The organism is Massilia sp. IC2-278, assembly GCF_020708045.1.
Classification (GTDB): Bacteria; Pseudomonadota; Gammaproteobacteria; order Burkholderiales; family Burkholderiaceae_D; genus Telluria.
The window spans coordinates 216,388-229,340 of record NZ_JAJFES010000001.1; the positions used below are offsets into that span (position 1 = coordinate 216,388).

The window sequence follows — 12,953 nt, forward strand, 5'->3', positions numbered from 1 at the left end:
GGTATGTAGGCTCGGTATCAGGCGAAGGATCGGGCGCGGTGGCGACCATTCAAGCCTGTGCTTCGGGGACCAGCATGCAGACGCCGTCCTGGAGCAGGTACAGGTCGCCGGTATGCGGGCACAGGGCTTCGCCGTTGCCGCCCAGGCGCAGCGGCAGGCGCTCGCCGTGGCGGCTCATCCAGCCGATCTGGCGCGCGGGAACGCCGGCCATCAGGGCGAAATCGGGTACGTCGCGCGTGACCACGGCGCCGGCGCCGATGAAGGCGAATTCGCCGACCGTGACGCCGCAGACGATGGTGGCGTTGGCCCCGATCGTGGCGCCGCGTTTTACGCGCGTGCGGCGGTACTCGTGCTTGCGCTCGACGGCGGCGCGCGGATTGTGCACGTTGGTGAACACCATGCTCGGGCCGCAGAACACGTCGTCTTCCAGGGTGACGGCGTCGTAGACCGAGACGTTGTTCTGGATCTTGACGCGGTCGCCGATGACGACGTCGTTGGCGACGAACACGTTTTGCCCGAGCGAGCAGCCGGCGCCGACGCGGGCGCCGGCGCAGACGTGGGCAAAGTGCCAGACCCGGGTGCCGGGGCCGAGCGTGGCGCCGTCGTCGACGATGGCACTGGAATGGATGCCGGCGTCCATCTCAATACTCCAGCGGCAGGGCGACGCGCTTGCCGTCGCGCGCCGACATGTAGGCGGCCACCAGCACCTCGAGCGACTTCAGTCCCTCGCGGCCGTCGGTCTCGGGTTCGGCTTCGCCGCGCAGCACCTTGATGACGTTGTCGTAGTAGAGCGGGTGGCCGAAGCCGTAGACCGAGGTGGTCTGGTAGCTGGCGTCGCGCACCTTGTCGTCGTCGGCGTCAGGGGTGGCGAATTCCCATTGCTGCACTTCGTTGACGGCGACGCCGCCGATGCGCACCGTGCCGTGTTCACCCAGCACCGTGATCGAGCCTTCCATGTTGCGCGGGTAGGTGAGCATGGTCACGTTCATCGAGCCGAGCGCGCCGTTGCGCCAGCGCAGGCTGATGACGCCGGTGTCCTCGACCTCGATGTTGCGCGCCAGGGTGGCGGTGTAGGCCTGCAGGCTCTCGACCGGGCCGATGATCCAGTCGATCAGGTCGACGTAGTGGCTGGCCTGGTTCATGAAGGCGCCGCCGTCGAATTCCCAGGTGCCGCGCCACTTTGCGCTGTTGTAGTACTCGTCGGGCCGGGTCCAGAACACGTTCAGGTTGACCATGTAGATGCGGCCGAAGCGCTTCTTGTCGACCGCGCTCTTCAGCAATTGCAGGGTGGCGTTGCGGCGGTTCTGCTTGACGACGAACAGGCGCACGCCGGCGGCGTCGGCGGCATTCACCATGCGCTTGCCGTCTTCCCAGCGCGTGGCCATCGGCTTTTCGGTGATCACGTGGCGCCCGGCGCGCGCGATGCGCACCGCCTGCTCGGGGTGCAGGCCCGAGGGCGTGGTGACGATGAAGGCGTCGGCGTCGCAGCGCGCCAGCATGTCGTCCAGGCTGGCATAGGCTTCGGCGCCGGTCTTGTCGGCTGCCTCGCGCAGGGCGCGCGGGTCGATGTCGCAGACGCCGACCAGTTCGCAGCGTTCGCGGTGTTCGGCGATGGCGCCGAAATGGTTCTTGGCGATGCGGCCGCAGCCTACCAGGGCAAAGCGGATCTTGCGGTCGACGATGGCAGGGGGATAGTTGCGCATGACGTTCTCCGGTGGACGCTGGGTGGCCTCAGGCCTTGACGACGTGGGGCAGGCGTTCCAGGTAGACGCCGCGGGTGTCGACGATCAGGTTGGCATAGCGCCGGATCATGTCGTAGTCGAAGGCGCTGTGGCTGGTGGCCAGCAGCACCAGGTCGTAGGACGCCAGGGCGTCGGGCGTGAGCGCCACGCTCGACAGCTCGAAGCGGTGCTCGCGCATGCGCGGGAACACGGGCACGTGCGGGTCGGAATAATCGACGTGGGCGCCCTTGTCGCGCAGCAGTTCCATCAGTTCGACCGAGGGCGACTCGCGCATGTCCTCGACGTCTTTCTTGTAGGCGATGCCCAGCACCAGCACGCGGCTGCCCATCACCGAGCGCCCGCGCTGGTTGAGCGCATCGGTGACCTTGCCGATCACCCAGTGCGGCATGTCGCTGTTGATTTCGCCGGCCAGTTCGATGAAGCGGGTGTGCACGCCATACTGGCGCGCCTTCCAGGTGAGGTAGAAGGGGTCGATCGGGATGCAGTGCCCGCCCAGGCCCGGACCGGGGTAATAGGGCGTGAAGCCGAAAGGCTTGGTGGCGGCGGCGCGGATCACCTCGTGGATGTCGATGTCCATCTTGTCGGCGATGATCTTCATTTCGTTGACCAGGCCGATGTTCACCGCGCGGTGGATATTTTCCAGCAGCTTGGTCAGCTCCGCGGCGCGGGTCGAGCTGACCGGCACCACGCGGTCGATCGCGGCGCTGTACAGGGCGACGCCGGCTTCCAGGCAGGCCGCGGTGCTGCCGCCGCAGACCTTTGGAATGGTGCGGGTTTCGAAGTGGGCGTTGCCCGGGTCTTCGCGCTCTGGCGAGAACACGAGGAAGACATCGCGCCCGACTTCCAGGCCGCGCGACTCCAGGCGTGGACGCAGTTCTTCCTCGGTGGTGCCGGGGTAGGTGGTGCTTTCCAGCGAGAGCAGCTGGCCGGGGCGGATGAAGGGCAGCAGGGAGTCGACGGTGTCGAGCACAAAGGAGAGGTCGGGTTCGCGGTAGGCATTCAGGGGCGTGGGCACGCAGATGACCAGGGCGTCCGCTTCGTGAGCGCGGGTGAAATCGGTGGTGGCTTCGAAACCGGCCTCGCGCGCAGCGGCGATGTCGTCGGCTGCGATGTGGCGGATATAGCTCTCGCCGCGGTTCAGCTTCTCGACTTTCGCGCTGTCGATGTCGATGCCAAGCACGCGGAAACCCGCTTCGGCATAGCGCAGGGTCAGCGGCAGGCCGACGTAGCCGAGCCCGATGATGCCGACGACGGCTGTGCGGTCGCGCAGTTTTGCGGTGAGCTGTTGCAGGTGGGCCGATTGGTGTTCGTCGCGCATGGGTATCCTCGCCAATTCAAGGTAAAAGAATCAAAAACGGAAGCCGTGCCGCTAGATGCGGAAGGGCACGAACTTGTTGATCAGACTGAGACGGGCCGGCTCGGGCAGCGGCACCGGTGCGGCTGCCGGCAGTTGCGGCGTGTATTCGCTGACGATGGCCTTGACCATCGATTCGATCATGGCGCGCTCGTGGGTCTCGCAGGCCATCATCAGGCAGGTGATGCAGGTTTCCAGCACGCTGGGACGCAGCGCGTTTTCCTTCATGCGCATGATGCGCGGATGCTCGCTGGGGAAGACGGTGCCGTCGGTGAGCAGTTCCTCGTGCAGCTTTTCGCCCGCGAACAAGCCGACGAACTTGATCTCGATGTCGCCGTTCGGGTTCTGCGGCGATTTTTCGGTGAGGCCGGACATGGCGATCATGGTGCGCGCCAGGTCGACGATGCGCACCGGCTCGCCCATGTCGAGCACGAAGACGTCGCCGCCTTTGGCCATGGCGCCGGCCTGGATGACCAGCTGCGCGGCCTCGGGAATGAGCATGAAGTAGCGCGACACCTCGGGGTGGGTGATGGTGAGCGGGCCGCCCTTGGCGATCTGGCGCTGGAACAGCGGGATCACGGAACCCGAGGATCCGAGCACGTTGCCGAAGCGGACCATGCAGAAGGTGGTCTGGCTGCCGCGCGCGGCGGCCGCCTGGAAGATCAGTTCGGCGATGCGCTTGCTGGCGCCCATGATGTTGGTCGGGCGCACCGCCTTGTCGCTGGAGATCAGCACGCAGGTTTCGACGTTGTGGCGGGCGCAGGCGCTGGCCACGACCTGGGCGCCGAGCACGTTGTTGCGCAAGCCCTCGACGATGTTGGCCTCGACCAGGGGCACGTGTTTATAGGCGGCGGCGTGGTAGACGGTGTCGACGTGGCTGCCGCCGAGGATGCGTTCGACCAGGTCGGCATTGCAGACCGAGCCGAGGTGGGCGTCGATGCGCAGGTCGGGGAAACGGGTGCTGAGTTCCTGGCGCACGGTGTAGAGCGCGTATTCGGAGTGGTCGAGCAGGTGCAGGCGCGCCGGGCCGAGCGTGACGATCTGGCGGCACAGTTCCCCGCCGATGGAGCCGCCGGCGCCGGTGACGAGCACGGTCTTGCCGCGCACGCAGCGGGCAAAGAGGTCAAGGCGCGGCGGCACCGGCGGGCGGCCGAGCAGGTCTTCGAACTTCAGTTCGCGGATCGAGTCGCGTGGACGCACCCGGTCGTCGGCCAGGTCGACTAGGCGGCTGAGGATCTTGGTGGTGACGCCGGCTTGCGCCAGGCGCTGCATGATGTCGCGCAGGCGCTCGGCCGGCATGGCGGGCACGGCGATGACGACGGTGCGGATGCCGTGGGCGGCGACCAGGTCGGCCAGGCGGTCGGTGTGGAAGACGCGCAGGCCGGCGATGGTGCGGTCGACCAGGGCGCGCTTGTCGTCGAAGAAGCAGACCGGGCGGTGTTCGTCGCTGTTGCGCATGGTTTGCGCGAGGCGCGCGCCGGGTTCGCCGGCGCCGTAGATGGCGACGGCGTCCGAGGTCTGGCGGCCTTCCGTATGATTGCGCAGGAAATTGCGCATGCCGATACGCGAGGTGACGACATACGAGAAAACGATAAACCAGTAAATGGCCAATGCACTGCGGGGAAATACCGCGTCATTAATGGCAAACAGCACGACATAAGCACATAATACGGCGATGCCGAGGGCCAGGCCGGTGGCGCCCAATAAGCGCTGGTCGATGAAGCGGATAACGGCCCGATAAAGATCGGACATCGAAAAGGCGGCAATCGTGACCAGCGCCACTAATATATAAGAGGCCGGGCCGTAATTGGCGGCGAGCCGCATGTCGCCGCGCAGCAGCAGGGCGATCAGGAAGCAAAGGGGCAGCGCAAGCAGGTCGATCGCGACCATCAGGGCGATTTTCGTGGTCCGACCGAGCGACACCATGCGGGCACAGAACTGGTTCAGGATATTCGTGGACTGGGTCGACATGGTAATCGCGGTCAAATGGTTGCGGGAATGCGGATTATCCAGGCTGGTAAAAACAAGGAATTAACGTGCTCAGCAATATTTCCGCGATTAATTAAATCAATGAGCGAGAATTAGACTAATCATCGCTGAGTAAGTTTATTATCCGGCCGCCTTGGCATGCGGCGTTTGACCCTGCTCAACCGCGAATTGCGAATTAAAATGAAAAACGGCTGTCGTTAAATATAAGAAATGGAAATAGGAAATATATCGACGTAATTTACGTGATAGATTTCTTTATGGAACTATCTTTAGAGGTAAAGGCGTTACTGCCCAGGTGAACTGCAGGGAAATAGCGGGGAGGCCGAGAACGTGAGGGGGCGCCGGAAAGGCGGAGAACGGCGGAGGCAGGAAGCTGACGGAAAGCGGGGATGAAGAGCGGCGGTGGAGAACGGCCGTGAAGCGCGGGCAATCCGCCAGCGCCCGCCGTCCGGCATCGGGCGGCAGGCAAGGGCGGGCGGGGGAAGACCGCTCCGTCAGGCTCCCGGACGCGGCTGCGGCGCCATCGGCGGCACCACGATGTTGTCGTTCAGGCGCAGGAACTTGAAGCCGGCCAGGCGCTGGCCGTTCTTGCCCTCGCGCGCATTCTTCGCTTCGCGCTCGGCGGCGCGGGCGATGTAGGACTCGAAGGTCTCTTCGCGCACCCGCGGTTCCGACGAATGCAGGAAGTGGCGTTCGCCGTTCGGCCCCAACACCACCAGCCCGACGTGCGAGGCCCAGTGCTCGCCGTCGCGGGTCGAGATCACGTTCACGAAATCGCCTTCCTGCAGCTGCGCCGCGATCGCGGCCACGCTCTCCTTCGGCACATAGGCCTGGCGGCTGGTCTCGACCGGGATCTCGCGCACCGTGTTGTGGCGCGTCTTGAGGAAGCGTGCGCGGTCGACGCGCATGTCGTAGCCCGGAGCGCCAGCGCCGGCTAGTTCGGCGCTGATGTCGGTGACCAGCCAGCGGTTCGACACGTTCCAGTCCAGTTCCGTGTAGTGGTTGCGCGTGGCCACCCCAATCACGCCGTCCTTGTAGCGGATACGTTGCAGCATCCAGAAGAACTCTTCCCACGATTTCGAGAGCGCCATCGCGTAAGTGTGTTCCGCAAATACCACGCAGTCGCTGTGGTCCAGGCTGAACAGCGGCAGGTTGTCGTGCACCTCAAACGGGAATTCGCCCAGCAGATTCAGGATGTAGGGCTGGCCGATGTTCTTGCGGCCGATGGCCGCGATGCGCTTGCGCAGGTCGGGCTCGGCCGCATGCTGCCAGGCCACGTAGCGCCCGGCTTCCACCGGACTCATCTGATAAAGCGGTTTCTGCAGGATGGTCTCGATGGGGGCCGGGGCGGCCGGCGCCTGGGCGGTCTTCGGCGCGGGCGGGGTGGCGCAGCCGGCCAGCACGGCGCCGGCGAGGAGCAGGGAGAGTGAGCGCATGGGCAATGAATTCCGAGAATCGAAACGCCAACGCTAACGCGCGCCGAGTCAATTTGACAATGATTATTCGTGGCCCGGCCATAACCGGCGGTTGCAGGCGATATGTACATTCCTCCAAGTTATGACAGGAGGATGACAAGTGATTGTGCAAGTTATTTGCTTATAGCTAATACTTTCAGTATGGCAGAAAAGTCATGCTGCCGCAGGACGCCAATACTTATATCAGGAGAGAGAACATGTTCAAGCAGAAGCCGCTCGCAGCGGCCGTATCGACCGCGCTGTTAGGCCTGGCCGCACTGCCGGCCCTGGCCCAGGACAGCGAGGCGCAAGCGCCGATGCAGACCGTCGAGGTCACCGGCATCCGCGCCTCGATGGCCAAGTCGCTCGCCGTCAAGAAGAATGCCACCGGCAACGTCGAGGTCATTACGGCGGAAGACGTGGGCAAGATGCCCGACCGCAACCTGGCCGACTCGCTGCAGCGCCTGGCCGGCGTGGCCGTGCGTACCGACTATGACGAAGCGGAAAAGGTGTCGATGCGCGGCACCAACCCCGACATGTCCCTCATCCTGTTCAACGGCCATACCGTTTCCGGCGGCGACTGGTACGTCGGCGACCAGGGCTCGAGCTCGCGCTCGACCAGCCTGTCGCTGATGCCGTCCTCGGTCCTGAACCAGGCCCTGGTTTACAAGACCTCGTATGCCAACATCGTCGACGGCGGCCTGGCCGGCACCATCAACGTCACCACGCGTAAGCCACTGGCACAGAAGGAACGCCTGTCGGGCGTGGCCAGCATCGGCGCCAGCTATGCCCAGTTGCCGGACAAGACTGCGCCCGACGCCGACGTCTCGGTCAACTGGAAGAACGAAGCGAACACCTTCGGCATCATCGCCCAGGGCTTTGCCCAGAAGCGCTACGTGCGCCGCGATTCGGTGTCGCGCTTTGCCTACGGCACCAGCAGCGGCTGGGGCGAGATCAATACCGCCACCATGCTCGGCATCACCGACGCCTCGCTGGCCGGCACCGGCTATACCGCCGCCGACCTGAACGGCGTGCGCCTGCCGGGTTCGATGAGCTCGGAATTCGTCGAGTCCGTACGCGACCGCAAGGGCGGCATGCTGTCGATGCAGTTCAAGCCGAACGCCGACCTCGACGTGACCCTGACCGGCTTCCATTCGCAGATGAACGCGAACAACAATGGCCGCCTGACCTCGGGCGCCATCTACTCCATGCTGATGGGTAAGGGCGAAGCGCTGGGTGGCACCACCGGCACCTCGCCGAACACCTCGTCGAACGGCCAGCGCGTGTATGCCCAGATCCGCAACCCGGTGATCACCACCGAACGCACCCTGTACGGCCACGAACTGAAGGTCCTGAAGTCGGCCGACATCGTCTTCCCGGACGGCACCACGCCCCAGTACGTGGGCAACTCGGAAGGCTTCTACCGCGACGGCGCCAAGGCCACCAGTTCCTTCATCGACCTCGACGCGAAATACCGCGTGACCCCGGACCTGACCGTGAAGGGCCTGTTCGCGACCACGCGCGGCGTCGGCCAGACCGAGCTCGACCAGGGCACCACCTTCGCCCGCTACGGCACCGGCGTGTCCTACGCGCTGCGCGGCCTGCACGAAGCGCCGTATGTCCAGTACCAGGGCGCCGGCAGCAACCAGCCGGGCATCAACCCGGACGGCAGTGGCTACATGATCGTCGGCCGCACCGCCTCGGGCGTGAAGACCACCGACAAGGAATCGAGCGGCCAGGTCGACGCCGAGTACAAGCTGAACAACGCCTGGGTGCAGTCGCTGGAAATGGGCCTGCGCCACGCCGACCACAAGCGCGACAGCCGCCGCTGGGGCCCGGCCTTCCGCACGCCGCTGACCGTCACCTATGACGCCACCGGCAAGATCATCCAGTCGACCGTGACCCCGACCGAGGGCTGGCAGCCTTACCCGGGCAACTTCGGCTCCGGCCTGGGCGGCTCGGGCTGGGACAACACCGGCTTCACCTATTCGCCGGAAGCGCTGAAGGCCTATATCGCGGCCAACACTAAGGAAACCAGCGAAGCCTTCGAGCGCCGCGTCAGCACCGAAATCGACATGCGCGAGCGCCAGAGCTCGGCCTACCTGATGGCCAACCTGGAGAACGGTCCGTGGTCGGGCAACGTCGGCCTGCGCTACGTGCGCACCGTGGTCGACGCCCAGATCGCCACCCCGATCCCGAACCCGCGCACCTGCCTGCGCAGCGCGCCGGGCCAGGCGCCGACCGTCTGCGCGGCCTATCCAGGCGCGATCACGGATGCCGGCGATGCCGTGGCCTTCTACGACGGCACGACCTTCAACCAGCTGTCGGGCACGATGTACTACAAGACGCCGACCCACAAGGTGTTCAAGAACTTCCTGCCGAGCCTGAACCTGCGCTACGAGATCACGCCGGACATGATCGCCCGCTTCGGCGCCAGCCGTACCATCGGCCGCCAGAACTACAACGTGCTGGGGAGCGGCTTCGGCACTCCGGGCTGCGACGTCAACGGCTGCCGCGTGACGGGTCCGAACCCGGACCTGCATCCGCTCACCTCGGACAACGTCGACATCTCCTGGTCCTGGTTCTTCGCGCGCCGCTCGAACGTGACGGCCAGCGTGTTCCACTCGAAGATCGACGGCTACGTGAAGACCGGCACCGTCGGCACCTCGACCATCGAACTGACCGATCCGCGCGACCAGGTGGTGAAGACCTTCTTCATCAACACCTCGTCGCAGCAGGGCGCGAAGATCACCGGCATCGAGCTGGCCTACGAGCAGCCGTTCGGCAGCAGCCCGTTCGGCTTCACCTCGAACGTCAGCCGCGCCAAGACCAAGGTCGACGACGGCCGCCCGATGGTGGGCGCCTCGGAATGGGCCGGCAACCTGGGCCTGTACTTCGAGAACGACAAGGCCTCGGCGCGCCTGGTGGCGAACTACCGCGGCGAATACGTGAACAGCACCACGGCGCCGTCGCCGACCGCCAACAGCCAGGGCAACTCGGTCATCAACGGGATCGTGATGCCGACCGCGCCGACCATGGCGGCGCCGGTGACCACGCTTGCCCTGAACGCCAGCTACAACCTCACGCAGCAGCTGTCGCTGTCGTTCAGCGCGACCAACCTCACCAATGTGAAGCGCGCCTATTACCGCTACAGCGAGGAAGAGCAGCAGAAGCTGGACGTGAGCGGGCGCCAGTTCTACCTGAACCTGCGCTACAAGTTCTGACCGCGCGGTTCGCGCGAACAGGCGAGGGGAGCTGTGGCTCCCCTTTTTCACGCCTGGGCGTAGCAGCCGCGCAGACACTTAAGCCTGCCTTAATTGCCGAGTTCTTCCGCGCAGTGTGCGGCAGCTAACGGTGAACCGGCGACGCCTTCGCTATGATGAACCTGTGTGAGTGAGGCGCCTGCGATTCGATTCGGCGGGCAGCCAAATACCTCAACAGGTTAGCCGGTCGCCTCGAGGATCGGCACCAGATTCCACGCCGTCGCCATGTGGCGCCGGCATGCAGTGCAAGCGGAGGCGCCATGTCTGCAACGACCACGAATCCACCGAAGCATGTTGTGCGCGAATACCTCGAACGGCGTTCGCGCGACCCGAAACCGCCGCCGGCACCGGAAGAAATCCGCCGCCAGCTCGGTTGGGAAATGCTGATGCCGGCGGACGTGCGAGTGTCGCAGCACCGCTCCTGACCACTGCCTTGTATACCGTTTCAACAGAGGAGAAGGTCATGACCAAGAAAATCGGCAACAAGCACGAAGCCCAACACCGCGGCAAGCAGGAACGCCTGGAAATCCGCCGCACCAACATCGCACGCGAAGCCGTCAAGAAGGCCGAAGCCAGCGCCAAGTACCGCAACCAGGTCAAGAACCAGCCGGCGATGAACCTGTCCGCTGCAGCCTGACGCGCGGCAGCGTAGCATCACGCCATCCGGCCCGCCTTTCGAGGCGGGCTTTTTTTCGTCCCCGCGGTTTGTTTCCGCATTCCGTCTCCAGCGCCCCGGCCACGCCGCCCACCGCCAGGCGGCGCAGCCCGCCGATTCCTCCGTCATTCACCGATCCGGCGCCGCCGTTCGCCGAATGGCGCTTTCCCGCGCTCCCACACCCGGCTATCGTACAGACATCACAACACGGAGGACGGCATGGGCACCGAACACAATGGTTACAGGCAGCGCAAGCAGATGATGTGGGGACTGGTCCTGATCGCGGTCGGCGTCGCCTTCCTGCTCGACCGCGTGGACGTTCTCGACATCGCGACGCTGTGGCATTATTGGCCGCTGCTGCTGGTGGTGGCGGGCATCAACCAGACCATCGGCTACCCGAGCGCCAGGGAGTTCACGAGCGGGCTGTGGACGGTGTTTATCGGCCTGTGGCTGTTCGCGGTCTTCGAGGGCTTGCTGGGCCTGACCTTCCGCAACAGCTGGCCGCTGTTCATCCTGATGTGGGGGCTGCAACTGGTACTCGCGCCTGTGTTCGCGCGCCGCTTCGCATCGAACAAGGAGAAGGAAAATGTATAAGGACGGCATCGAAGAGGGCGGCATGAAGGGGCGTGATGTCAAGCGCCAGGAACGCCGGGCGCGCCGCGCCGCGCGCCGTGCCGAACGCGGCATGACGGGGCAGGTGGTGCTGGGGCTGATGGTCATCGTGGTCGGCCTGCTGTTCCTGCTCGATAACCTCGACATCCTCGACCTGCACGACGCGGTGGCCTTCTGGCCGCTGGTCTTCATCTTCGCCGGCGTCGCCAAGCTGCTCGACACCTCGACCCCGAGCGGCTACCTGATCGGCCTGGCCGGCATCGGCATCGGCACGGTCATGATCCTGAACCGGCTCGGCGTCATCTACATCACCTGGCGCATGGCCTGGCCGCTGTTCCTGATCGGCGCCGGCGCCGTGCTGGTCTACCGCGCCATGACCGGACAGCGCTTGGTTGGACACGGCATGGTCGACGACAGGCCGGGCGAGGGCCTGGCGCCGGCCGGCGACACGCAGAAGATCGACGTCACCGCCATCCTCGGCGGCTTCGACCGCCGCGTGCACAGCCAGGACTTCCGCGGCGGCGAAATCACCGCGGTGATGGGCGGCTGCGTGCTCGACATGCGCGGCGCCTCGATCGCGACCGGTGAAGCCGTGATCAACGTGTTCGCCTTCTGGGGCGGCGTCACCATCAAGTGCCCGCCCGACTGGACGGTGGTGTTGCAGGGTACGCCGATCATGGGCGGCTTCGATGAGAAGACGGTTGCGCCGCCCGACGGCAACAAGCGCCTGGTGATCCGCGGCTACGCGATCATGGGCGGCGTCGAGGTCCGCAACTGATGGTGACCGGCTGATGCATGCGCGGCGCAGCATCGCGCTCTACCTGGCGGCCTGGCTGCTATTCGGGCTGCTGCTCGCCGGCCTGATCGTGGCCGCCACCGGCGCGCGCATCGGCGCCAGCCTGCTGTTCGCCTTGCCGCTGGCGCTGGTGTATGGCTGCGCCAGCGGCTTTTCGTCGTATTACCTGTGCCGCGCCTACCCGCTGGCGAGCAGGCCCCTTTACTCGGTGCTGCTGGTGTTCGCGGGCACCGCAGTCTGCGCCAGCCTGCTATGGACGGCGGCCGGCAGCGGCTGGAGCGAACTGCTGCGCGGCATGTCGGCCGGCCCGGCGCAGGGCTCCCTCGTCGTGACGCGGCCCTTCGCGGCCCTGATGTTCGGCCTCGGCGTGATCCTGTACGCGATGACGGCGGTCGGCCAGTACCTGGCGCTGGAATTCGAACGCGCGCGCAGCCTCGAGCGGCGCGAACTCGAAATGAAGCTGGCGGCCCAGGAAGCCGAACTGCGCATGCTGCGCACCCAGATCGACCCGCACTTCCTGTTCAACAGCCTGAATTCGATCAGCGCCCTGACCTCGATCGATCCGCCGGCGGCGCGCAGCATGACGCTGCAGCTGTCGGACTTCTTCCGCCGCAGCCTGGGCATGGATGCCCAGCGCAAGGTGCCGCTGGCGCAGGAGATCGCGCTGGTGCAGGCCTTTTTGGCGGTGGAGGGGGTGCGCTTCGGGCCGCGTCTTGCGTTCGAGGACGACGTCGCCGGCGATGCGGCCGACTGCCTGGTGCCGCCGATGATCCTGCAGCCGCTGGTGGAAAACGCGGTCAAGCACGGGATCGGCCACCGGCTAGAAGGCGGCGCGATCCGGATCGTGGCGCGGCGCGCGGGCTCGCTGTTGCGCATCCGCGTCGAGAACGATGCCGACGACGAGGAAGCGGTGGCGCCGGTCGCCGGCTGCGGGATTGGTCTGGCGAACGTGCGCCAGCGCCTGGCGGCGACCTATGCGCACGAGGCCAGCATCCACTGGCTGCGCGAGCCAGGGCGTTTTTATGTCGACCTGACGCTGCCTGCGGCCGGCATGGCGCGGCACGCACCGGATACGAACTGAGGAGAGG

11 protein-coding genes are annotated in these 12,953 nt (G+C 65.6%); 6 read left to right on the forward strand and 5 right to left on the reverse strand.

Annotated features, from left to right (window positions below):
- Nucleotides 1-49 precede the first annotated feature (49 nt).
- From LK540_RS00965 to LK540_RS00985, 5 genes are all read right to left on the reverse strand, one after another.
- Nucleotides 50-640 (reverse strand): acyltransferase, encoded by a 591-nt coding sequence (locus LK540_RS00965; protein ID WP_229435118.1) that lies wholly within the window; start codon nucleotides 638-640, stop codon nucleotides 50-52.
- A 1-nt stretch (nucleotide 641) separates the two neighbouring features.
- A complete protein-coding gene (locus tag LK540_RS00970; RefSeq protein WP_229435119.1) occupies nucleotides 642-1,703 on the reverse strand; it encodes a Gfo/Idh/MocA family protein in 1,062 nt (353 codons plus the stop codon).
- Nucleotides 1,704-1,731: 28 nt separating this feature from the next.
- Nucleotides 1,732-3,060, reverse strand: a complete 1,329-nt coding sequence (locus LK540_RS00975) for a nucleotide sugar dehydrogenase (RefSeq protein ID WP_229435120.1) — start codon at nucleotides 3,058-3,060, stop codon at nucleotides 1,732-1,734.
- A 51-nt stretch (nucleotides 3,061-3,111) separates the two neighbouring features.
- The gene (locus tag LK540_RS00980) at nucleotides 3,112-5,067 is read right to left on the reverse strand and encodes a nucleoside-diphosphate sugar epimerase/dehydratase (RefSeq protein ID WP_229435121.1); all 1,956 of its coding nucleotides are present in this window, start codon (nucleotides 5,065-5,067) and stop codon (nucleotides 3,112-3,114) included.
- A gap of 512 nt (nucleotides 5,068-5,579) precedes the next feature.
- The gene (locus LK540_RS00985) at nucleotides 5,580-6,521 is read right to left on the reverse strand and encodes an N-acetylmuramoyl-L-alanine amidase-like domain-containing protein (RefSeq protein WP_229435122.1); all 942 of its coding nucleotides are present in this window, start codon (nucleotides 6,519-6,521) and stop codon (nucleotides 5,580-5,582) included.
- 236 nt (nucleotides 6,522-6,757) lie between these two features.
- Between LK540_RS00985 and LK540_RS00990 the strand changes: the two genes are divergently transcribed.
- The 6 genes from LK540_RS00990 (at nucleotide 6,758) to LK540_RS01015 (ending at nucleotide 12,946) form a co-directional block, all read left to right on the forward strand.
- Nucleotides 6,758-9,763, forward strand: coding sequence for a TonB-dependent receptor (locus tag LK540_RS00990; protein WP_229435123.1), 3,006 nt, complete (start codon nucleotides 6,758-6,760; stop codon nucleotides 9,761-9,763).
- Nucleotides 9,764-10,062: 299 nt separating this feature from the next.
- Nucleotides 10,063-10,227: a hypothetical protein gene (locus tag LK540_RS00995; protein ID WP_229435124.1), complete on the forward strand. Its 165-nt coding sequence runs from the start codon at nucleotides 10,063-10,065 to the stop codon at nucleotides 10,225-10,227.
- 38 nt (nucleotides 10,228-10,265) lie between these two features.
- Nucleotides 10,266-10,439: a hypothetical protein gene (locus tag LK540_RS01000; protein ID WP_229435125.1), complete on the forward strand. Its 174-nt coding sequence runs from the start codon at nucleotides 10,266-10,268 to the stop codon at nucleotides 10,437-10,439.
- A gap of 237 nt (nucleotides 10,440-10,676) precedes the next feature.
- Complete coding sequence (locus tag LK540_RS01005; protein ID WP_229435126.1) at nucleotides 10,677-11,051, forward strand: LiaI-LiaF-like domain-containing protein; 375 nt, start codon at nucleotides 10,677-10,679, stop codon at nucleotides 11,049-11,051.
- Nucleotides 11,044-11,847, forward strand: a complete 804-nt coding sequence (locus LK540_RS01010) for a LiaI-LiaF-like domain-containing protein (RefSeq protein WP_229435127.1) — start codon at nucleotides 11,044-11,046, stop codon at nucleotides 11,845-11,847. Before LK540_RS01005 ends, LK540_RS01010 begins: the two co-directional genes overlap by 8 nt.
- A 13-nt stretch (nucleotides 11,848-11,860) precedes the next feature.
- Nucleotides 11,861-12,946: a sensor histidine kinase gene (locus LK540_RS01015; RefSeq protein ID WP_229435128.1), complete on the forward strand. Its 1,086-nt coding sequence runs from the start codon at nucleotides 11,861-11,863 to the stop codon at nucleotides 12,944-12,946.
- Nucleotides 12,947-12,953: the final 7 nt, after the last annotated feature.